The organism is Streptomyces sp. NPDC089799, from assembly GCF_040684755.1.
GTDB lineage: Bacteria > Actinomycetota > Actinomycetes > Streptomycetales > Streptomycetaceae > Streptomyces.
Map to the genome: position 1 here is coordinate 97,508 of NZ_JBFBGR010000018.1, position 21,882 is coordinate 119,389.

General features: G+C 71.0%; 18 protein-coding genes and 1 pseudogene. 9 read left to right on the forward strand and 10 right to left on the reverse strand.

What is annotated here, in order from left to right:
* The 6 genes from AB0O36_RS20995 to AB0O36_RS21020 are packed head-to-tail and all read right to left on the reverse strand — an operon-like array spanning window position 1 to window position 5,747.
* Window positions 1–1,257, reverse strand: a complete 1,257-nt coding sequence (locus AB0O36_RS20995; protein WP_365112484.1) for a cysteine desulfurase — start codon at window positions 1,255–1,257, stop codon at window positions 1–3.
* The gene (sufC, locus tag AB0O36_RS21000; RefSeq protein ID WP_365112487.1) at window positions 1,254–2,018 is read right to left on the reverse strand and encodes a Fe-S cluster assembly ATPase SufC; all 765 of its coding nucleotides are present in this window, start codon (window positions 2,016–2,018) and stop codon (window positions 1,254–1,256) included. The genes AB0O36_RS20995 and sufC overlap by 4 nt, the downstream gene beginning before the upstream one ends.
* Window positions 2,019–2,025: 7 nt before the next feature.
* Window positions 2,026–2,343 carry a bifunctional 3-phenylpropionate/cinnamic acid dioxygenase ferredoxin subunit gene (locus tag AB0O36_RS21005; RefSeq protein WP_365112490.1) on the reverse strand — a complete coding sequence of 106 codons (318 nt, stop codon included), beginning with the start codon at window positions 2,341–2,343 and terminating at the stop codon, window positions 2,026–2,028.
* Window positions 2,343–3,521 (reverse strand): Fe-S cluster assembly protein SufD, encoded by a 1,179-nt coding sequence (sufD, locus tag AB0O36_RS21010; protein ID WP_365112493.1) that lies wholly within the window; start codon window positions 3,519–3,521, stop codon window positions 2,343–2,345. The genes AB0O36_RS21005 and sufD overlap by 1 nt, the downstream gene beginning before the upstream one ends.
* 58 nt (window positions 3,522–3,579) lie before the next feature.
* Window positions 3,580–4,995, reverse strand: a complete 1,416-nt coding sequence (sufB, locus tag AB0O36_RS21015; RefSeq protein WP_365112495.1) for a Fe-S cluster assembly protein SufB — start codon at window positions 4,993–4,995, stop codon at window positions 3,580–3,582.
* The gene (locus tag AB0O36_RS21020; RefSeq protein ID WP_365112498.1) at window positions 4,992–5,747 is read right to left on the reverse strand and encodes an ArsR family transcriptional regulator; all 756 of its coding nucleotides are present in this window, start codon (window positions 5,745–5,747) and stop codon (window positions 4,992–4,994) included. The genes sufB and AB0O36_RS21020 overlap by 4 nt, the downstream gene beginning before the upstream one ends.
* Window positions 5,748–6,011: 264 nt before the next feature.
* Between AB0O36_RS21020 and AB0O36_RS21025 the strand changes: the two genes are divergently transcribed.
* The 4 genes from AB0O36_RS21025 to AB0O36_RS21040 all read left to right on the forward strand — a co-directional run bounded on the left by AB0O36_RS21025 (window position 6,012) and on the right by AB0O36_RS21040 (window position 10,014).
* Window positions 6,012–6,938, forward strand: a complete 927-nt coding sequence (locus AB0O36_RS21025) for an ABC transporter ATP-binding protein (protein ID WP_365112500.1) — start codon at window positions 6,012–6,014, stop codon at window positions 6,936–6,938.
* Between the two features lie 88 nt (window positions 6,939–7,026).
* Window positions 7,027–7,794: an ABC transporter permease gene (locus AB0O36_RS21030; protein WP_365112503.1), complete on the forward strand. Its 768-nt coding sequence runs from the start codon at window positions 7,027–7,029 to the stop codon at window positions 7,792–7,794.
* A gap of 71 nt (window positions 7,795–7,865) precedes the next feature.
* Window positions 7,866–9,020 carry a hypothetical protein gene (locus AB0O36_RS21035; RefSeq protein WP_365112506.1) on the forward strand — a complete coding sequence of 385 codons (1,155 nt, stop codon included), beginning with the start codon at window positions 7,866–7,868 and terminating at the stop codon, window positions 9,018–9,020.
* Window positions 9,021–9,024: 4 nt separating this feature from the next.
* A complete protein-coding gene (locus AB0O36_RS21040) occupies window positions 9,025–10,014 on the forward strand; it encodes a COX15/CtaA family protein (RefSeq protein WP_365112509.1) in 990 nt (329 codons plus the stop codon).
* Between the two features lie 34 nt (window positions 10,015–10,048).
* Here AB0O36_RS21040 and AB0O36_RS21045 read toward each other — a convergent pair whose 3' ends face one another.
* From AB0O36_RS21045 to AB0O36_RS21055, 3 genes and pseudogenes are all read right to left on the reverse strand, one after another.
* Entirely contained in the window at window positions 10,049–11,152 is a 1,104-nt protein-coding gene (locus tag AB0O36_RS21045) for an amidohydrolase family protein (protein ID WP_365112512.1), read from the reverse strand.
* Between the two features lie 332 nt (window positions 11,153–11,484).
* Window positions 11,485–11,808, reverse strand: a pseudogene (locus AB0O36_RS21050) (hypothetical protein); the annotation flags it as partial.
* A gap of 15 nt (window positions 11,809–11,823) precedes the next feature.
* The gene (locus AB0O36_RS21055) at window positions 11,824–12,771 is read right to left on the reverse strand and encodes a heme o synthase (protein WP_365112515.1); all 948 of its coding nucleotides are present in this window, start codon (window positions 12,769–12,771) and stop codon (window positions 11,824–11,826) included.
* Window positions 12,772–13,088: 317 nt separating this feature from the next.
* Between AB0O36_RS21055 and tkt the strand changes: the two genes are divergently transcribed.
* The 5 genes from tkt to pgl all read left to right on the forward strand — a co-directional run bounded on the left by tkt (window position 13,089) and on the right by pgl (window position 20,099).
* On the forward strand, window positions 13,089–15,191 hold the full coding sequence (tkt, locus tag AB0O36_RS21060) for a transketolase (protein ID WP_365112518.1): 2,103 nt from the start codon (window positions 13,089–13,091) through the stop codon (window positions 15,189–15,191).
* A gap of 35 nt (window positions 15,192–15,226) precedes the next feature.
* The gene (gene tal, locus AB0O36_RS21065) at window positions 15,227–16,345 is read left to right on the forward strand and encodes a transaldolase (protein ID WP_365112521.1); all 1,119 of its coding nucleotides are present in this window, start codon (window positions 15,227–15,229) and stop codon (window positions 16,343–16,345) included.
* A 5-nt stretch (window positions 16,346–16,350) separates the two neighbouring features.
* Window positions 16,351–17,880, forward strand: coding sequence for a glucose-6-phosphate dehydrogenase (gene zwf, locus AB0O36_RS21070; RefSeq protein WP_365112524.1), 1,530 nt, complete (start codon window positions 16,351–16,353; stop codon window positions 17,878–17,880).
* A complete protein-coding gene (gene opcA / locus AB0O36_RS21075; RefSeq protein ID WP_365112526.1) occupies window positions 17,877–18,950 on the forward strand; it encodes a glucose-6-phosphate dehydrogenase assembly protein OpcA in 1,074 nt (357 codons plus the stop codon). The genes zwf and opcA overlap by 4 nt, the downstream gene beginning before the upstream one ends.
* 366 nt (window positions 18,951–19,316) lie before the next feature.
* Entirely contained in the window at window positions 19,317–20,099 is a 783-nt protein-coding gene (pgl, locus tag AB0O36_RS21080) for a 6-phosphogluconolactonase (protein WP_365112529.1), read from the forward strand.
* 81 nt (window positions 20,100–20,180) lie between these two features.
* Here pgl and pgi read toward each other — a convergent pair whose 3' ends face one another.
* Window positions 20,181–21,836 carry a glucose-6-phosphate isomerase gene (pgi, locus tag AB0O36_RS21085; protein WP_365112655.1) on the reverse strand — a complete coding sequence of 552 codons (1,656 nt, stop codon included), beginning with the start codon at window positions 21,834–21,836 and terminating at the stop codon, window positions 20,181–20,183.
* Window positions 21,837–21,882 lie beyond the last annotated feature (46 nt).

A 21,882-nucleotide genomic window follows, 5' to 3' on the forward strand; every position in this document is an offset into this window, starting at 1 on the left:
TCAGCCGAAGAAGTTCCGTACGTGCTCCAGCCCGTCGATCAGCGCGTCGACGTCCGCCGGAGAGGAGTACAGGTAGAACGACGCCCGCGTGGTCGCAGGAATTCCGTACCGCAGGCAGACCGGGCGCGCGCAGTGGTGTCCCACGCGGACCGCGATGCCCTGCTCGTCCAGGACCTGGCCGACGTCGTGCGGGTGGATGTCGCCGAGCACGAAGGAGATCGCCGCGCCGCGGTCCTCGGCCGTGGTGGGGCCGATGATCCGCAGGTCGGGAACCTCCTGCAGACGCTTCACCGCGTACTCGGTGATGGCGTGCTCGTGCGCCGCGATGCGCTCCATGCCGATCGAGGTCAGGTAGTCCACGGCCGCGCCGAGGCCGACGGCCTGGGCGATCGGGGGCGTGCCCGCCTCGAACTTGTGGGGCGCCGGGGCGTAGGTGGACGAGTGCATCGACACGGTCTCGATCATCTCGCCGCCGCCGAGGAACGGAGGCAGGTCCTCCAGCAGTTCCTGACGGCCCCACAGGACGCCGATGCCGGTCGGGCCGCACATCTTGTGGCCGGTGAAGGCCACGAAGTCGGCGCCGAGGGCCTGCACGTCCAGCGGCATGTGCGGAGCGGCCTGCGAGGCGTCGATCAGCACCAGGGCGCCGACGTCCTGCGCCCTGCGGACGATCGCCTCGACCGGGTTGACCGTGCCCAGGATGTTGGAGACCAGCGTGAAGGAGACGATCTTCGTCTTCTCCGTGATGACCTCTTCGATGTTGGACAGGTCGAGCCGGCCGTCGTCGGTCAGGCCGAACCACTTCAGCTTCGCGCCGGTGCGCTGCGCGAGCAGCTGCCACGGGACGATGTTGGAGTGGTGCTCCATCTCGGTGATGGCGATCTCGGTCTGGGCGTCGACCCGGTAGGGCTCGTCGGCCCAGCCGAGCATGTTCGCGACCAGGTTGAGCGACTCCGAGGCGTTCTTCGTGAAGATCACCTCGTCACGGCTCGGCGCGTTCACGAAGGCGGCCACCTTGTCGCGGGCGCCCTCGTACAGTGCCGTGGCCTCCTCGGCGAGCACGTGCACGCCGCGGTGCACGTTCGCGTTGTGCCGCTCGTAGTAGGCGTTCAGCGCGTCGAGCACCTGGCGAGGCTTCTGCGAGGTCGCCGCGTTGTCCAGGTAAACGATCTTCTTCCCGTCGTGGACCACACGATCCAGCAGGGGGAAGTCCTTGCGGATCGCCTCGATGTCGAGGAGGCCAGGCAGCTGTGTCACGCGCTCGCGCCACCCTTCACGTACTTGTCGTAGCCCTCGGCCTCCAGCTGGTCGGCGAGCTCGGCACCGCCGGACTCGGCGATCCGGCCGTTCGCGAAGACGTGCACGAAGTCGGGCTTGATGTAGCGCAGGATGCGCGTGTAGTGGGTGATCAGCAGGGTGCCGACCTCACCGCTCTCGCGCACGCGGTTGACGCCCTCGGAGACGATGCGCAGGGCGTCGACGTCCAGACCGGAGTCGGTCTCGTCGAGGATCGCGATCTTCGGCTTGAGCAGCTCCAGCTGGAGGATCTCGTGGCGCTTCTTCTCACCGCCGGAGAAGCCCTCGTTGACGTTGCGCTCGGCGAAGGCGGGGTCCATGGAGAGACGCTCCATGGCCTCCTTGACCTCCTTGACCCAGGTGCGCAGCTTGGGGGCCTCGCCGCGGACGGCGGTGGCCGACGTGCGCAGGAAGTTGGAGACCGAGACGCCGGGGACCTCGACCGGGTACTGCATGGCGAGGAAGACGCCGGCGCGGGCGCGCTCGTCGACGGACATCTCCAGGACGTCTTCGCCGTCGAGGGTCACGGTGCCACCGGTGATGGTGTACTTCGGGTGACCGGCGAGGGAGTACGCGAGGGTGGACTTGCCGGAGCCGTTCGGACCCATGATGGCGTGCGTCTCACCCTGCTTGACGGTGAGGTCGACGCCCTTGAGGATCTCGCGGGCGCCGTTCTCGGCCTCGACGGAGACGTGCAGGTCGTGGATTTCAAGCGTAGCCATGGATGCCTCAGGACTCCTGGGTGAGGGAGACGAGCACGTCGTCCCCTTCGATCTTTACGGGGTATACGGGGACGGGGCGCGTCGCGGGGAGCCCGGACGGCTTGCCGGTGCGCAGGTCGAACGCAGATCCGTGCAGCCAGCACTCGATCTGGCAGTCCTCGACCTCGCCCTCCGACAGGGAGACGTTCGCGTGCGAGCAGACGTCGTGGATCGCGAACACCTCCCCCTCGGTGGAGACGAGGGACACCGGCGTGCCGTCGAGTTCCACCCGCTTGGGGGTGTTCTCCTCGAGCTCGCTCAGCGCGCAGGCCTTGACGTAGGTCATCAGACGGACGCCTCGAGTTCCGCCTCGATCTTGCCGATCAGGCGCTCCTCGACGTCCGGAACGCCGATCTGCTGGACGAGCTCGGCGAAGAAGCCGCGCACCACCAGGCGGCGGGCCTCGTCGGCCGGGATGCCGCGGGCCTGGAGGTAGAACAGCTGCTCGTCGTCGAAGCGGCCGGTCGCGGAGGCGTGGCCGGCGCCGACGATCTCGCCGGTCTCGATCTCCAGGTTCGGCACGGAGTCGACCCGCGCGCCGTCGGTGAGGACGAGGTTGCGGTTGAGCTCGTAGGTGTCGGTGCCCTCGGCGGTCTTCTCGATCAGCACGTCGCCGATCCAGACCGCGTGCGCGCCCTCGCCCTGCAGCGCGCCCTTGTAGGTCACGTTGGACTTGCAGTGCGGCACGTCGTGGTCGACCAGGAGGCGGTGCTCCTGGTGCTGGCCGGCGTCGGTGAAGTACAGGCCGAGGAGCTCGGCCTCGCCGCCGGGGCCCGCGTAGTTCACCCGCGGGTGGATGCGGACCAGGTCGCCGCCGAAGGTGACGACCACGGACTTGAAGGAGGCGTCGCGGCCGACCAGCGCGTTGTGCTGGGAGGTGTGGACGGCGGTGTCGTCCCAGTCCTGCACCGACACGAAGGTGACCTTGGCGCCGTCGCCGACGAGGATGTCGACGTTGGCGGCGCGCACGCCGTCACCGGTGTGGTCGATGACGATGACCGCCTCGGCGAACGGCTTGATGTCGAAGACCGTGTGGCCGAAGGTCGTGCCGCCCTCGCCGTGCAGCGAGACGCGGATCGGGTCGGCGAGGACGGTCTCCTTGGGCACGGTGACGACCGTGGCCTTGGCGAACGAGGAGAACGCCTGGGCGGACACCCGGTCCACCGGGGTTCCGGCCTTGCCGACGCGCTCGTCGTCACGGTCGACGGCCTCGACGGTGACGCCCTCGGGCGCGTCGATCTGGGCCTTCATCGTGCCGTTGGCGATGGCGGTGCCGTCGTGGAGGCCGCGCAGGCGCTCCAGCGGCGTGAACCGCCACTCCTCCTCCCGGCCGTGCGGCACGGGGAAGTCGGCCACGTCGAAGGACGGGGGCGCACTCATCCGGGTGGCGACGGTGGACTCTGCGGCCACCGCGATCGCGCCGGCGGTGGTGGCACCCGCCGGAATGTTCTGAGCCTCAGCCATGGCTGTCGTCTTGCTCTCTTCCTACGTCAACGAATGTGCTGCGAGTGGGGCCGTGGCGTCAGCCGACGGCGCCTTCCATCTGCAGCTCGATCAGCCGGTTCAGCTCCAGCGCGTACTCCATCGGCAGCTCCTTGGCGATCGGCTCGACGAAACCGCGCACGATCATGGCCATGGCCTCGAACTCGGTCATGCCGCGCTGCATCAGGTAGAACAGCTGGTCGTCGGAGACCTTGGAGACCGTGGCCTCGTGGCCCATGGTCACGTCGTCCTCGCGGACGTCGACGTACGGGTACGTGTCCGAGCGGGAGATCTGGTCGACCAGCAGTGCGTCGCAGAGCACGTTGGACTTGGAGCCCGGGGCGCCCTCGCCGATCTCGACCAGGCCGCGGTAGGACGTGCGGCCGCCGCCCCGCGCCACCGACTTGGAGACGATGTTCGAGGAGGTGTTCGGCGCCATGTGGACCATCTTGGAGCCGGCGTCCTGGTGCTGGCCCTCGCCCGCGAAGGCGATGGAGAGGGTCTCGCCCTTGGCGTGCTCGCCCATCAGGTAGACGGCCGGGTACTTCATGGTGACCTTGGAACCGATGTTGCCGTCGATCCACTCCATGGTCGCGCCCTCGTACGCCACAGCGCGCTTGGTGACCAGGTTGTAGACGTTGTTCGACCAGTTCTGGATGGTCGTGTAGCGGCAGCGGCCGCCCTTCTTCACGATGATCTCGACCACGGCGCTGTGCAGCGAGTCCGAGGAGTAGATCGGGGCGGTGCAGCCCTCGACGTAGTGGACGTAGGCGTCCTCGTCGACGACGATCAGCGTCCGCTCGAACTGGCCCATGTTCTCCGTGTTGATGCGGAAGTAGGCCTGGAGCGGGATCTCCACGTGCACGCCCTTCGGCACGTAGATGAAGGAGCCGCCGGACCACACGGCGGTGTTCAGCGAGGCGAACTTGTTGTCGCCGACCGGGATGACGGTGCCGAAGTACTCCTTGAAGAGCTCCTCGTGCTCCTTCAGCGCGGTGTCGGTGTCGACGAAGATGACGCCCTGCTCCTCCAGGTCCTCGCGGATCTGGTGGTAGACGACCTCGGACTCGTACTGGGCCGCGACACCGGCGACGAGGCGCTGCTTCTCCGCCTCCGGGATGCCGAGCTTGTCGTACGTGTTCTTGATGTCCTCGGGCAGTTCGTCCCAGGAAGCGGCCTGCTTCTCGGTGGAACGCACGAAGTACTTGATGTTGTCGAAGTCGATGCCGGACAGGTCGGAACCCCAGGTCGGCATGGGCTTCTTGTCGAAGAGCTTCAGGCCCTTGAGGCGGAGCTTCAGCATCCACTCGGGCTCGTTCTTCTTCGCCGAGATGTCGCGGACGACGTCCTCGTTGAGACCGCGCTTGGCTGCGGCACCGGCCGCGTCGGAGTCGGCCCAGCCGTACTCGTACTTGCCCAGGCCCTCGAGCTCAGGGTGAGCAATCTCCGTGGTCATGCGGGGTTCCTCCCGGCCGTGCTTGCAGATGCTGATGTGGTTGCCTGTGCGGCGCTTCGCGGAATGAAGGTCGTACACACCCCGTCGCCGTGGGCGATCGTGGCGAGACGCTGCACATGCGTCCCGAGCAGGCGCGAGAAGACCTCGGTCTCCGCCTCGCACAGCTGCGGGAACTGCTCGGCGACGTGCGCGACCGGGCAGTGGTGCTGACAGAGCTGTTCTCCGCTGTGCGGACCGGGAGCGCTCTTCGCTGTAGCAGCGTACCCGTCCACGGTCAACGCCTTGGCCAGTGCCTCGGTGCGCTCCGCGGGGTCCGCCGCGTCGACGGCTTCCCGGTACGCCTCCGCCTGTGCGTCCAGTCGCGCCTTGGCGAACGCGGCGACGGCCGCCTCGCCCTTCTCGCCACCGCCGGCGGCCTGCGCGATCCAGCGCAGCGCGTCCGCAGCGAGCGTGTCGTACGACTGGTCGAAGGCGTCGCGTCCGCAGTCGGTCAGCGCGAACACCTTCGCGGGTCGCCCACGGGTGCGCGCGCCGTACACGCGCTGCTCACGGGGTGCGACCACGTCGTCGGCGACGAGCGTGTCGAGATGGCGGCGGACGGCGGCCTGGGTGAGGCCGAGACGCTGGGCGAGGTCGGCGACGGTGGACGGACCGTGGTCCAGGATGGACCGCGCGACCCGGTTGCGGGTGGACCGCTCCCCGGTCGCGAGTTCCCCCTGGGGGGTCTCGGTCAGCCGTTCGCCGTTTTTCACAACGCCATTGTTGCGTAATTAGTCGGGGACCGACAAGCCGTGACCGACGCCACTCCTGGTGTCTTCCATCACTAAGGGTCACCTAATTTATGCACGGAGAGTTAAGCGGAGGTAGACATTCCGAAGCCTTCGCCGGGGATTCCGCAGCTCGGGAATTCACGGCCGTCACAGGCCGTGGAGGAACGTCGAATTCCCGTCGCGGGCCGGAAATGATCGCCTCCCCGGCGCAAAGGCCCTCTTCCGCGGCTCCGTAGACTCACCGGCATGAGCAATGACCCCGCCGTGGAGATCCGCGGACTGGTGAAGCGGTACGGGCCCAAGACCGCGGTGGACGGGCTCGACCTCACCGTCCCGGCGTCCTCGGTCACCGCGGTCCTCGGTCCCAACGGCGCGGGCAAGACGACCACCGTCGAAATCGCGGAGGGCTACCTCCGCCCCGACTCCGGCTCCGTCCGCGTCCTCGGCCTCGACCCGGTCGCCGACGCCTCCGCCCTGCGCCCCCGGACCGGCGTGATGCTGCAGTCCGGCGGGGTCTACTCCGGCGCCCGCGCCGTCGAGATGCTCCGCCACATGTCCAAGCTGTACGCCGACCCGCTCGACGTGGACGCCCTGGTGGAACGGCTGGGCCTGGGCAGCTGCGGCCGGACCCCCTACCGCCGGCTCTCCGGCGGGCAGCAGCAGCGCCTGGCGCTGGCCATGGCCGTGGTCGGCCGCCCCGAGCTGGTCTTCCTCGACGAGCCCACGGCCGGCATGGACCCGCAGGCCCGCCGCGCCACCTGGGACCTCGTACGGGAACTCCGCGCGGACGGGGTCGGCGTCGTCCTGACCACCCACCACATGGACGAGGCCGAGCAGCTGGCCGACGAGGTCGCGATCATCGACGCGGGCCGGGTCATCGCCCACGGCAGCCCCGAGCAGCTGTGCCGCGGCGGCGCCGAGAACACCCTGCGCTTCACCGGCCGCCCCGCCCTGGACCTGGCCTCGCTCCTCAAGGCCCTGCCGGACGGGACCCAGGCCGCCGAGCTGCTCCCCGGCGTCTACCGGGTGACCGGCGACGTCGACCCCCAGATGCTGGCCACCGTCACCTCCTGGTGCGCCCAGCACGGCGTGATGCCAGACAGCCTCTCCGTGGAGCGGCACACCCTGGAGGACGTCTTTCTCGAGCTGACCGGCAAGGAGCTGCGCGGATGACCCGGCACACGACTCGGCCCCGCCGGGGGTCCGGGGGTTGCCCCCCGGGAGGACACGGCCTCGAGCTGACCGGCAAGGAGCTGCGCGGATGAGCGCCGGCACGTACGCCCCCGCACCGGGGGCCGCCCCCGTCTCCCGGATGATCGCCGCGCAGGCGGCCCTGGAGACCCGGATGCTGCTGCGCAACGGGGAGCAGCTGCTGCTGACCGTGATCATCCCGGCGCTGCTGCTGACCCTGTTCTCCGCCGTCGACATCGTCGACACCGGCTCCGGGAAGTCCGTGGACTTCCTCGCCCCGGGCGTGCTCGCGCTCGCCGTGATGTCCACCGCCTTCACCGGGCAGGCCATCGCCACCGGCTTCGACCGGCGCTACGGGGTGCTCAAGCGGCTCGGCGCCTCGCCGCTCCCCCGCTGGGCGCTGATGGCGGCCAAGACCCTGTCCGTGCTGGTCACGGAGGTGCTCCAGGTCGCGCTGCTCACGGTGATCGCGCTGGCGCTGGGCTGGTCCCCGCAGGGGAACCCGCTGTCGGTGGCGGTGCTGCTCCTGCTGGGCACGGCCGCCTTCTCCGGGCTCGGGCTGCTGATGGCCGGCACGCTCAAGGCCGAGGTGACGCTGGCCGCCGCCAATCTGGTGTTCCTGCTCCTCCTGGTGGGCGGCGGGGTGATCGTGCCGCTGGAGAAGTTCCCCGGCCCGGTCCAGGCGGTGCTGGGCCTGCTGCCGATCTCGGCACTGTCCGACGGGCTGCGCGAAGTGCTGCGGCACGGAGCCGCCCTGCCATGGGGCGACGCGGCGGTGCTGGCCGTCTGGGCGGTGCTGGGGCTCGGCGCGGCAGCCCGCTGGTTCCGCTGGGAATGAATCCCTTCCACCCGGCCTGACCGTGCCGGAGGATGTACGTCTAGACCATCCACGTGACGCCGGGGGGCCGTGTGGCGCAGCGAGAGGCCGTTCTGCGGCTGGACGAACAATGGGCCCGGATCCGTTCGGGTGAGGAGCATGCGGAGTCGGCGGAAGCGGACCGGCTGCTCGCCGAGCTGATCGGCGCGCTGCGGGAACCCGCCCGGACCGATGCCGAGTGCGCGGCCCGGCTGGGCCTGCGCCTGGGCGACCTGGCGGCCCGCCGGTTCGCTTCCGGCGACCGGCCCGGGGCGCTGTCCGCCGTGGAGGAGGCCCTGCGGTACGGGGAGCAGGCGGCGGCGCACGCTCCGGAGTACACCCGCTGGTACGCGCGCGGGCTGATCAACCAGGCCGTCTGGCTGTCCTGGCCGCTCAGCGACGAGCTGCGCTGGCCGCGCTATCCGCTGGGCCGGGCAGCCGAGGAGGGGCCGAGCCCGATGGAGCGGGCGGCCGGGGAACGGGCGCTGGACCTGACCCGGACCGCCGTGGACGTCTGGGCCGGCCTGGACCAGCAGGACGTGGTCAACCGGCGCGGGCTGGCGCAGGCCAAGGTGTTCCTCGGGGACCGGCTCGCCGAGCTGGGCCGGACCGGGGAGGCGGTGGCCTGGGCGGTGGACGCCGAGGGCGGCTTCCGCGCGCTGCTGCTGTCGGGCCCGGACCCGGACGCCGCGCAGGAGGCCGAGGAGGCACTCGACCACCTCGCGCGCCAGCTGGAACTGCGGCTGCGCTTCCTTTCCTTCGACTCCCTGGTGCACCTGCGGTCGCAGGGCCTGCTGCCCGAGCGGCTGCTGCCGCAGGCGGCGGTGGCGGCCCGGATCCAGGGGGTGCCGGAGGACCGGATCGCCGCCGGGCTGCAGCTGGACCCGGAGCACGTGGCCACGATGCTGGAGGTCACGCCGTGGCTGGCGGTGTGGCGGTTCGAGGTGCGGGGCGCCGACGGGCTGTGGAGCGCACGGTCGCATCCCTGGCACAGCGCGGCGGAGGTGCGGAACCGGACGGCCGAGGACGTGGCGTCCGAATTGATGCAGGGCTGGCGGAATTCTCCGGATTACCCCGGCCCCTCCGCTTATTGGCGCATCCATCTCTGGTGGCAGGAGGAGGGCGACCCGGCCGGGGCGCAGTTCCGGCTGCTCGTGGGACCCGACTCCGGAAGCGTGCCCTCGCAGACCGCCGTACCCCCCTCGTGAAAGTTTGCACAAGGGTTCGCCTACGATATGGGGCGTGTTGAACCCCCTCGCATACATCGCCACCCGCTGGACCCCGTCACCCCGGACCGTCCGGCGGGCCGCGCTGGCCGCGCTCATCGCGAGCGTGGTCATCGTCGTGACCGGCGGCGCGGTCCGGCTGACCGGATCCGGTCTCGGCTGCGACACCTGGCCCAAGTGCACCGACGACAGCCTGATCACCACCCAGGAACAGGGCTTCCACGGCATCATCGAGTTCGGCAACCGGATGCTCACCTACGTGGTGAGCGCCGCCGTCGGCTGGTGCATCCTGGCCGCGCGCTCGGCCAAGCCGTGGCGCCGTTCGCTGTCCCGGCTCGGCTGGACGCAGTTCTTCATCGTGCTGGGCAACGCGGTCCTCGGCGGCATCACCGTGAAGACGGGCCTCAACCCCTACAGCGTGGCCGGCCACTTCCTCCTCGCCACCGCGCTCATCGCGGTGACCACGGTCACCTGGCAGCGCACCGGCGAGGGCGACGGCGATCCGCGTCCGCGGGTCCCCGGCCCGGTGCGCAAGCTGTCCTGGGCGCTGATCGGCGTCACCCTGGTGCTGATCGCGGCCGGCACGGTGGTGACCGGCTCCGGGCCGCACGCCGGCGACAGCAGCGAGGTCGAGCGGATGGGCTTCGACTGGGAGACCACCGCGCACCTGCACGCGGTCGCCGCCTGGGCGGTCTGCGCGCTGGCGGTGGCGATGTGGCTGGTGCTGCGCGTCGTGGACGCCCCGGACGACACCCGGGCCCGCGCCCGCGACCTGCTGATCGTGCTGCTCGCCCAGGGCGCCATCGGCTACGTCCAGTTCTTCACCCAGCTCCCCGAGGTCCTCGTGGCCGCGCACATGCTCGGCTCCTGCCTGGTGTGGATCGCCGTACTGCGGCTGACCCTGAGCCTGCGCGAACGCCCGGCGGTCCTGCCGGACGTCCCGGAGCGGCAGGACCAGGCCCTGACCGCGGCCTAGGTGTGTTGTCCGGCGGATCAGGGCCGGACAGGCCCTAGGCGCGGTCGAGGCGGTAGACGCGGCGGGCGTTCCCCGCCGCGACCATCGCCGCGACCCGGTCCGCGTCGTGCCGGGACCAGGCGCCGTCGGCCACCCAGCCGCCGAGCACCCGGCCCAGGGCCTCCCGGAACGCGCGGGCGGCCACCACGTGGAGTTCGGGCAGCCGGCGCCCGGCGCTGGAGAACAGCAGCTTGCCGAAGGGCGCGAGTTCGAGGAGCTCGGCGAGGACGGCGGCGGCACGGGCCCCGGTGTGTGCGAGGGCCGGCCCGATGTCGGCGTGGACGTGCGGGAACACGGCGGCCAGCTGTGCCGCGTGCCGGTGGTACGGGTGCCCGTGCAGCAGCACGAGGTCCGACCCCAGTCCGGCGGTGGCCCGTACGAACTCCGTCAGCAGGGCCGGGTCGGTCCGGTCGAGCCGCTCGCCGGGGCCGGAGTGGAGCTGCAGCGGCAGTCCGGTCGCGACCGCGCTCCACAGCAGGTGCCGCAGGAGTACGGGGTCCCGCACCGGCCCGCCCCGGGGCCGCGCGGCCAGCCAGCGCGAGGCGGCACCGCGTACCTCGCCCGGACCGGGCGGCTCGGGCGCACCGGCCAGGACGGTCCCGTTCGCGCCGGCACTGGTGAAGGCGACGGCGGACCGGGCGGCCGCGTGCACGGCTTCGGCCAGCCCGGCGAGGAACGAGGCGACGGTGTCCGCACCGTCCGCCGCCCGCTCCGCGAGCGACTCCAGCCGGACGATCTCGTGCGCCTCGGCGCCCGCCGCGGCGGCCAGTTCCACGGGCCGGGTCAGGTCCCCCGGCCCCCCGGTGTCCACCAGGTACGTCCCGATCCCGGAGCCGCGCAGCAGCAGCCGCCCGGACTCCAGTACGCCGAGCTCCCGCCGCCGCGCGAGGTACCGGGCCGGCGGGCAGTGCGCCTCCAGGCCCAGGAGCGGTGGACACCACCGCCGTACGGCGAAGCCGAGCTGGCTGTCGAAGAAGGTCGTCCCGGCGGCCGGCGCACCCGCGCCCCGCCCCAGCGCGGCCTCGAACGTCCCGAGCCCGAGCTCCGTCCGCAGGACGCCGTGACAGTACTGGTCCACCAGGGGCGGCATTTCGATCATCGGGGCATCCCGTTGCGGCAGCGGACAGCACTTGCACCCCTCCTAACGGGTGACCCACCCCGGAGGTGTTGCTGTCGCCGTGCAAGCAATCATCATTGGGCACACGGCACACCGGCGCGCACCGGCCGCGCAGCGTGCGCCTGCACCCCGGCCCCGCCAAGCAGTCCAGCGGCTCAGGCAGAAGCCCCGGGCTTCGTCGGCTCGTCCCCGGCGGCAGCCTCGGGCTCCGCCCCGGCGGCCGGCTCCGCAGCCCCCGCTTCGGCCGAAGCCGGCTCCGCATCCGCGACCACAGCCTCCGGCTCCGCCTCCGGAGCCACCGGCACCGCCACGGAATTCCGCGGCCCGCCCAACTGGATGCCCGCCATCCGGGTCCACTCGTACGGCCCGGTCTTCACCTTCGCCGCCATCTCGCCGTCAAAGGCGTCCTGCAGCGTCAGCCCGGCCTTCTCCGCCGCGAGCCGCGCCACCTCGCGGGTCGGGGCCACCAGGTCGCCCCAGCCCCCGTCCTCGCCGACGAGCACGATCCGGGTGCCCGCCTGGCCGATGTACGCGAGCTGCCCTTCGGCGCCCCCGTGCTCCTTGGAGAAGGCGCCGATCTGCCGGGCGAGCTTCGCCGCGGTGCGCTCCTGCTTCGTGTCTGCTGCCATGGCAGGCATGCTACCGGCGAGTAATCAGCGGAGGAAGGGATCCACGGCCACCGCCACGAACAGCAGCGACACATAGGTGATCGACCAGTGGAACAGGCGCATCTCCTTGAGCTTCGCGCCGGTCACACCCGCCTTGGCCCGCGCCTGCAGCGCGTGCGCCTCCCACAGCCACCAGCCGCCCGCCACCAGCGCCACCGAGGTGTAGAACCAACCGGTGTACCCCAGCGGGGTGAGCAGCAGGGAGACGGCCACCATCACCCAGCTGTAGAGGACGATCTGCCGGGCCACCACCCTGTTGCCCGCGACGACCGGCAGCATCGGCACGCCGACCCGCGCGTAGTCGTCCTTCACCTTCATGGACAGCGGCCAGTAGTGCGGCGGGGTCCAGAAGAAGATGACCAGGAAGAGGATGATCGCGGCCCACGACATCGAGTTGGTCACCGCGGACCAGCCGATGAGCACCGGCAGGCAGCCGGCGATGCCGCCCCAGACGATGTTCTGCGCGGTGCGCCGCTTCAGCAGCATCGTGTAGACGACCACGTAGAAGAGGAGCGCGCCGAGCGAGAGCGCGGCCGAGAGCCAGTTCACCAGCAGGCCGAACCACAGCGTGGACACCACCGCGAGGGTGATGCCGAACACCATCGCCTCGCGCGGGCTGACCATGCCGGTCACCAGCGGGCGCTGCGCGGTCCGGTCCATCAGCGCGTCGATGTCGCGGTCGATGTACATGTTCAGCGCATTGGCGCCGCCCGCCGACAGGTAACCGCCGATGCAGGTGGCGAGGACCAGCCAGAGCGAGGGCACACCCTGCTCGGCCAGGAACATCACCGGCACCGTGGTGATGAGCAGCAGCTCGATGATCCGCGGCTTGGTCAATGCCACGAACGCCATGACCCGGGCCCCGAACGGCCGGTGATCGGGGCTCGTCCCGAGTACCCCCGCTGGACGGGATTCGACGGCCGTCACGCACACCCCTGACGAAAGACTCCCAGCAAGACTCCAGCCGGACTCGTAGGGGAAGAGACGTGACGGTCCGGTTAAGACTTGCGCGTACCACGCCACTCTAGACGCTGCCCTTGCGTCGCCCCGCGCGGGGGTCGTCCCGTGTTGGCCCGAGAGCCGCAACACGAACCCGACCGCGCGCTCCGGTGATCCAAAGGTGACAGGGTGGTGACGGAGCGGAGGCACTCGAATAGCTGCACGCTGCGGCGAGGGTAGGCTCGGAAACGCGCCGGTGCACCGTTCGTCACCGGGACAACCAAACATGTGGAGAGGAGCCCTGACCGACGGTGAGCACCAAGCCGACCACCACAGAGCTCGAATGGACCGAACTGGACCAGCGGGCGGTTGACACCGCCCGCATCCTGGCCGCCGACGCGGTCCAGAAGGTCGGGAACGGACACCCCGGCACGGCCATGAGTCTGGCCCCTGCCGCGTACACCCTCTTCCAGAAGGTCATGCGGCACGACCCGGCGGACCCGCAGTGGGTCGGCCGCGACCGTTTCGTGCTCTCCGCGGGCCACTCGTCCCTCACCCTGTACACCCAGCTGTACCTGGGCGGCTTCGGGCTGGAGCTGGACGACCTCAAGGCGTTCCGCACCTGGGGTTCCAAGACCCCCGGCCACCCGGAGTACGGCCACACGGCCGGCGTGGAGACCACCACCGGCCCGCTCGGCCAGGGTGTGGCCAACGCCGTGGGCATGGCCATGGCCGCCCGGTACGAGCGCGGCCTGTTCGACCCGGAGGCCGCGCCGGGCACCTCGCCCTTCGACCACATGGTCTACGCCATCGCCGGTGACGGCTGCCTCCAGGAGGGCATCTCCGCCGAGGCCGCCTCCCTGGCCGGCCACCAGAAGCTGGGCAACCTGGTCCTGCTCTGGGACGACAACCACATCTCCATCGAGGGCGACACCGAGACCGCCGTCTCGGAGGACACCTGCAAGCGCTTCGAGGCGTACGGCTGGCACGTCCAGCGCGTGGCCCAGCAGCCGAACGGCGACCTGGACCCCAAGGCCCTCTACGCCGCGATCGAGGCGGCCAAGGCCGAGACCGGGCGCCCGTCCTTCATCGCGGCCCGCTCGATCATCGCCTGGCCGGCCCCGCACGCCCAGGGCACCGAGGCCTCGCACGGCTCCGCCCTCGGCAACGACGAGGTGGCCGCCACCAAGCGCGTCCTCGGCTTCGACCCGGAGCAGACCTTCGAGGTCGCCGACGAGGTCATCGCCCACACCCGCAAGGCGCTGGACCGGGGCCGCGAGGCCAAGGCCGCCTGGGAGAAGGACCTCTCCGCCTGGCGCACCGCCAACCCCGAGCGCGCCGCTGAGTTCGACCGGATCAACGCCAACGAGCTGCCCGAGGGCTGGGAGGCCAAGCTCCCCGTCTTCGAGCCCGGCACCGGTGTCGCCACCCGTGCGGCCTCCGGCAAGGTGCTGCAGGCGCTCGGCGCGGTCATCCCGGAGCTGTGGGGCGGCTCGGCCGACCTGGCCGGCTCCAACAACACCACCATCGACAAGAACTCCTCGTTCCTGCCGAAGGGCAACCCGCTGCCGGAGGCCGACCCGTACGGCCGCACCATCCACTTCGGCATCCGCGAGCACGCCATGGCCGCGGCCATGAACGGCATCGCGCTGCACGGCCACACCCGCATCTACGGCGGCACCTTCCTGGTGTTCTCCGACTACATGCGCAACGCGGTCCGCCTCTCCTCCCTGATGCACCTGCCGGTGACGTACGTGTGGACGCACGACTCCATCGGTCTCGGCGAGGACGGCCCCACGCACCAGCCGGTCGAGCACCTGGCCTCGCTGCGCGCCATCCCGGGCCTGAACGTCGTCCGCCCGGCCGACGCGAACGAGACCGCCCTGGCCTGGCGCGAGATCCTCCGCCGCCACACCAAGGTGTTCGGCAAGGGCGCCCCGCACGGTCTGGCGCTGACCCGCCAGGGCGTGCCGACGTACGAGGCGAACGAGGACACCGCCAAGGGCGGCTACGTGCTGTTCGAGGCCACGGGCGCCGACGGGCAGAGCGCAGCCGCCCAGGTGGTCCTCATCGGCACCGGCTCCGAGGTGCACGTGGCCGTCGAGGCCCGTGAGCAGCTCCAGGCCGCCGGCATCCCGGCCCGCGTGGTCTCCATGCCGTGCGTGGAGTGGTTCGAGGAGCAGGACCAGGCGTACAAGGACAGCGTGCTGCCGCCGTCGGTGAAGGCCCGCGTGGCCGTCGAGGCGGGCATCGGCCTGACCTGGCACCGTTACGTCGGGGACGCCGGCCGGATCGTCTCGCTGGAGCACTTCGGTGCCTCGGCCGACGCCAAGGTGCTGTTCCGCGAGTTCGGATTCACGCCCGAGGCCGTTGCCGCCGCCGCCCGCGAGTCGCTGGCCGCCGCCGCGCGCTGACGCCCCCACCCGTACCAGTAGGAGATGCAATTCCCATGGCAGACGCACTGAAGCGCCTCTCGGACGAAGGCGTGGCGATCTGGCTGGACGACCTGTCCCGCAAGCGCATCACGTCCGGCAACCTGGCCGAGCTGATCGACCAGCAGCACGTGGTGGGCGTGACCACCAACCCGGCGATCTTCCAGAAGGCGATCAGCGGCGGCGACGGCTACGGCCCGCAGCTGGCCGACCTGGCGGCCCGCAAGGTGACGGTCGACGAGGCCATCCGGATGATCACCACGGCGGACGTGCGGGACGCGGCGGACATCCTCCGTCCCGTGTACGACGCGACGGACGGCCAGGACGGCCGGGTGTCGATCGAGGTCGACCCGCGGCTGGCCCACAACACCCCCGCCACCATCGCCGAGGCCAAGCAGCTGGCCTGGCTGGTGGACCGCCCGAACACGCTCATCAAGATCCCGGCGACCAAGGCCGGCCTGCCGGCGATCACCGAGGTCATCGGCCGGGGCATCAGCGTCAACGTGACGCTGATCTTCTCGCTGGAGCGCTACCGCGAGGTCATGGACGCGTACCTGGCGGGTCTGGAGAAGGCCAAGGCCGCCGGCCTGGACCTGTCCAAGATCCACTCGGTCGCCTCCTTCTTCGTGTCCCGCGTGGACACCGAGATCGACAAGCGCCTGGACGCCCTCGGCACCCCCGAGGCCAAGGAGCTCAAGGGCAAGGCCGCCCTGGCCAACGCCCGTCTGGCCTACGAGGCGTTCGAGGAGGTCTTCTCCTCCGAGCGCTGGGCCGCGCTGGACAAGGCCCAGGCCAACAAGCAGCGCCCGCTGTGGGCCTCCACCGGCGTCAAGGACCCCTCGTACAAGGACACCCTGTACGTGGTGGATCTGGTCGCCCCGGGCACGGTGAACACCATGCCGGAGGCCACCCTGGAGGCCACCGCCGACCACGGCGAGGTCGCCGGCGACACCGTCCGCGGTACGTACGACCAGTCCCGCGCCGAGCTCGAAGCGGTCGCCAAGCTGGGCATCTCGTACGACGATGTGGTGCAGCTGCTCGAAGACGAGGGCGTCGAGAAGTTCGAGACGTCCTGGAACGACCTGCTGAAGTCGACCGAGGCGGAGCTGTCGCGCCTCGCCCCCGCGGAGGACTGAGTATTTTGTCAGTGAACGGAGCGAGCAACCCGCTTCGTGACGCACAGGACCGGCGGCTCCCGCGCATCGCGGGGCCGTCCGGCCTGGTCATTTTCGGCGTTACGGGCGACCTGTCGCGCAAGAAGCTGATGCCCGCCGTCTACGACCTGGCGAACCGGGGGCTGCTGCCGCCGGGCTTCTCGCTGATCGGTTTCGCCCGCCGCGAGTGGGAGCACGAGGACTTCGCCCACGAGGTGTACGAGGCCGTCAAGGAGCACTCGCGCACCCCGTTCCGGGAGGAGGTCTGGCAGCAGCTGGTGCAGGGCTGCCGGTTCGTGCAGGGCGACTTCGACGACGACGCGGCGTTCGAGACGCTGAAGGCGACGATCGAGGAGCTCGACAAGCAGCAGGGGACGGGCGGCAACTTCGCCTTCTACCTCTCGGTGCCGCCGAAGTTCTTCCCCCAGGTGGTCCAGCAGCTCAAGAACCACGGGCTGGCCCAGCAGGAGGGTTCGTGGCGGCGCGCCGTCATCGAGAAGCCCTTCGGCCACGACCTGGCGAGCGCCGAGGAGCTCAACAAGATCGTCCACGAGGTATTCCCCCGGGACGAGGTCTTCCGGATCGACCACTACCTCGGCAAGGAGACCGTCCAGAACATCCTGGCGCTCCGCTTCGCCAACACCATGTTCGAGCCGATCTGGAACCGGTCGTACGTCGACCACGTGCAGATCACCATGGCCGAGGACATCGGCATCGGCGGCCGGGCCGGCTACTACGACGGCATCGGCGCCGCCCGTGACGTCATCCAGAACCACCTGCTCCAGCTGCTCGCGCTGACCGCGATGGAGGAGCCCGGCTCCTTCCACCCCAAGGCGCTGGTGGCGGAGAAGCTCAAGGTGCTCAGCGCCGTGCAGATCCCGGAGGACCTGGGCAAGCACACGGTGCGCGGCCAGTACACCTCCGCCTGGCAGGGCGGCGAGAAGGTCGTCGGGTACCTGGAGGAAGAGGGCATCAACCCCGGCTCCAAGACCGACACCTACGCGGCCATCAAGCTGGAGATCAACAACCGGCGCTGGGCGGGCGTCCCCTTCTACCTGCGGACCGGCAAGCGCCTGGGCCGCCGGGTGACGGAGATCGCGGTCGTCTTCAAGCGGGCCCCGTACCTGCCGTTCGAGTCGGGCGCCACCGAGGAACTCGGGCAGAACGCACTCGTCATCCGCGTCCAGCCGGACGAGGGCGTGACGGTCCGCTTCGGCTCCAAGGTCCCCGGCACCTCCATGGAGGTCAGGGACGTCACGATGGACTTCGCGTACGGCGAGTCCTTCACGGAGTCGAGCCCCGAGGCCTACGAGCGCCTCATCCTCGACGTGCTCCTGGGCGACGCGAACCTCTTCCCCCGCCACCAGGAGGTCGAACTGTCCTGGAACATCCTCGACCCGATCGAGGAGTACTGGGACAAGCACGGCAGGCCCGCGCAGTACCCGGCGGGTACCTGGGGGCCGGTCGAGGCGGACGAGATGCTCGCACGAGACGGACGGAGCTGGCGCCGGCCATGAAGATCGATCTCACGGAGACCACCTCCAGCAAGATCAATGCCGCGCTGGTGCAGGCGCGCCGAGCCATCGGCACGCCTGCCATCGGCATGGTCCTCACCCTGGTCATCGTCACCGACGAGGAGAACGCGTACGACGCGCTCAAGTCGGCGAACGACGCCTCGCACGAGCACCCGTCGCGGATCATCGTGGTGATCCGGCGGGTCAGCCGGTCGCCGCGGGCGCGGCGGGACGCGCGGCTGGACGCGGAGGTCCGGGTCGGTACGGACTCGGGGACCGGAGAAACGGTTGTCCTGCGTCTGTACGGCGACCTGGTCAACCACGCGCAGTCGGCGGTGCTCCCGCTGCTGCTGCCGGACGCCCCGGTGGTCGTGTGGTGGCCGGAGGACGCGCCCTCGGACGTGGCGGGCGACCCGCTGGGTTCGCTGGGCCAGCGCCGGATCACCGACACCTACGCGTGCGAGGACCCGGGCGCGCACCTCGGGGCCCGCGCCGCGGCGTACGCGCCGGGCGACACCGACCTGTCGTGGACGCGGATCACCCCGTGGCGTTCGATGCTGGCCGCCGCGCTGGACCAGCGTTCGCTGACGGTGCTCTCGGCCACGGTCGAGGGCGAGGACGAGAACCCCAGCTGCGAACTGCTCGCCATGTGGCTGGCGGACCGGCTGCAGGTGCCCGTCCGGCGGACCGTCTCCGAGGGGCCCGGTCTGACCGCGGTCCGGCTGGAGACCAAGGAGGGCGACATCGTCCTGGACCGGGCGGACGGCTCGCTGGCGACCCTGTGCATGCCCGGTCAGCCGGACCGGGCGGTGGCGCTGAAGCGGCGGGACACGGCCGAGCTGCTGGCGGAGGAGCTCCGCCGGCTGGACCCGGACAACACGTATGCCGCTTCGCTGAAGTTCGGCGTGGCCAAGCTGAACCAGGCCGGTGCGGCGAAGCCGGCCGCGGGTGGGTCTGCCGCGGCTGCCGCGGCCGCCCCGGCGGCGGCCGCCGAATCCGAGGCCCCGGCCTCGGGCTCCGGCTCCGCCAAGCCGGCCGCGGCCAAGCCGGCGAAGAAGCCGGCCGCGAAGTAGCAACCCCCGCAGGGCCCGTCACACCCGTGCCGGGCCCTGCGGGGCTTTACATGTCCCCTCCCCACCCCTTCCCGAAACCGGGGCCTGCGGCCCCGGACCCCGCTCACGCCGGTGCCGCCCTGCGGAACGCCTGCCCACACCGGAGCCGCCAGGGGCGCGGGGAACTGCGCGACCGGCCCCACCGGCCCGCAGGTGAACGAGGGGGTCCGGGGCAGAGCCCCGGTTTCGGGAAGGGGCGGGGTGGGGAAAGGCTCCGCGCAGCGGCACCGCACCCGCCCGGGCACGCACGCCCGCACACGCGCGGGCACGCAGACCCGCACACGCACGCACCACCCGCACAACCGAAAAGGCGGCAGCAACATGGGTATGACGACACCCCAGGTCGTCGTCCACCGGGACAAAGAACTGATGGCACAGGCCGCCGCGGCGCGCCTCATCACCAGGATCGTGGACGCGCAGGCGGCCCGCGGCTCGGCCTCCGTCGTGCTGACCGGCGGCCGCAACGGCAACGGCCTGCTCACGGCACTCGCCGCCGCCCCGGCCCGCGACGCCGTCGACTGGACGCGCCTGGACCTGTGGTGGGGCGACGAGCGGTACGTCCCGGCCGACGACCCGGAGCGCAACCACACCCAGGCCCGCGAAGCCCTCCTGGACTCGGTCCCGCTGGACCCGGCCCGCGTGCACGTGATGCCCGCGTCCGACGGCCCGTACGGCCAGGACGTGGACGCGGCGGCCGCCGCCTACGCGGAGGAGCTCGCCCGCGCGGCCACCCCCGAGGACCACGGTCCGGTCCCCCGCTTCGACGTGCTGATGCTCGGGGTCGGCCCCGACACCCATGTGGCGAGCCTGTTCCCCGAGCACCCCGCCGCGCGGGAGACCGCCCGCACCGTGGTCGGCGTACACGGTTCGCCCAAGCCGCCGCCCACCCGGATCTCGCTCACCCTGCCCGCCATCTGCGCGGCCCGCGAGGTCTGGCTGCTGGCGGCCGGCGAGGACAAGGCCGGGGCGGTGGCCATCGCGCTCGGCGGGGCCGGCGAGGTCCAGGCCCCGGCGGCGGCCGCGTACGGCCGGAGCCGGACGCTCTGGCTGCTGGACCGGGCGGCCGCCGCGAAGCTGCCCGCGGGCATGTACCCGCCCGCGCTCTCCTAGCCCGGCCCTCCCCGTACGAAGTGCCCTGTCCCTCCGACCGCGGGGCAGGGCACTTCTGTCATGGCATCGGCTGCCGTCCCGTCAGCCGCGTCCGCGCAGCTCCCGGTACGCCGCCACCAGCGCCCGCGTCGACGCGTCGAGCCCCGGCACCTCGGCGCCCTCGCTCAGCGCCGGCTCGACCCGCTTGGCGAGCACCTTGCCGAGCTCCACGCCCCACTGGTCGAAGGAGTCGATGTTCCACACCGCGCCCTGGACGAACACCTTGTGCTCGTAGAGGGCGATCAGCTGTCCCAGCACGTTCGGGCTGAGCTCGGGCGCCAGGATGGTCGTCGTCGGGTGGTTGCCGCGGAAGGTCTTGTGCGGGACCAGCTCCTCCGCGACCCCCTCCGCGCGGACCTCCTCGGGCGTCTTGCCGAAGGCCAGCGCCTGGGTCTGCGCGAAGAAGTTCGCCATCAGCAGGTCGTGCTGGGCCGCCAGGAACGGCGGCAGTTCGGGGAGCGGCCGGGCGAAGCCGATGAAGTCCGCCGGGATGGTCTTGGTGCCCTGGTGGATCAGCTGGTAGTAGGCGTGCTGGCCGTTGGTGCCGGGCGTGCCCCACACCACCGGGCCGGTCTGCCATTCGACCGGGTTGCCCTGTCGGTCGACCGACTTGCCGTTGGACTCCATGTCCAGCTGCTGCAGGTAGGCGGTGAACCGGGACAGGTAGTGGCTGTAGGGCAGCACCGCGTGCGACTGCGCGTCGAAGAACCCGCCGTACCAGATGCCCAACAGGCCCATCAGGAGCGGGCCGTTGGCCTCCGGTGGGGCGGTGCGGAAGTGCTCGTCGACGGTGTGGAAGCCGGCCAGCAGCTCGCGGAACGCGTCCGGGCCGATGGCGATCATCAGCGAGAGCCCGATGGCCGAGTCGAAGGAGTAGCGACCGCCGACCCAGTCCCAGAACTCGAACATGTTGGCCGTGTCGATGCCGAACTCCCCGACCTTCTCCTCGTTCGTGGAGAGGGCCACGAAGTGGCGGGCCACCGCGGCCTTGTCGCCGCCGAGTCCGCCCAGCAGCCAGGTCTTGGCCGAGGTGGCGTTGGTGATGGTCTCGACGGTGGTGAAGGTCTTCGAGGCGACGATGAACAGCGTCTCGGCCGGGTCCAGGTCCCGTACCGCCTCGTGCATGTCCGCGCCGTCCACGTTGGAGACGAAACGGACCGTCAGATCGCGGTCGGTGAAGGCGCGCAGGGCCTCGTACGCCATGGCCGGGCCGAGGTCGGAGCCGCCGATGCCGACGTTGACCACGTTCCGGATGCGCTTGCCGGTGTGGCCCGTCCACTCCCCCGACCGGACGCGGTCGGCGAAGGCGGCCATCTTGTCGAGCACGGCGTGGACGCCCGGGACGACGTTCTCGCCGTCCACCTCGACGACCGCGCCGGCCGGTGCGCGCAGTGCGGTGTGCAGGACCGCGCGCCCCTCGGTCGTGTTGATCTTCTCGCCGCGGAACATGGCCTCGCGCAGTTCCGCCACCCCGGTGGCCGTGGCGAGGTCCCGCAGCAGTGCGAGGGTCTCGTCGGTCACGAGGTGCTTGGAGTAGTCGATGTGCAGGTCCCCGACCCGCAGGGTGTAGCCGGTGCCGCGGTCCGGGTCCGCCGCGAACAGCTCCCGCAGATGCGTCTGGCCCAGCGCCTCGCGGTGCTTGCCCAGGGCAAGCCACTCCGGCGTCCGGTTGAGGCTCGTTCGTCCGCCTGCGTTCATCTCGGACATCAACCCACTTCTTCCGTCCTGTTGTGCCCCGCCAGTG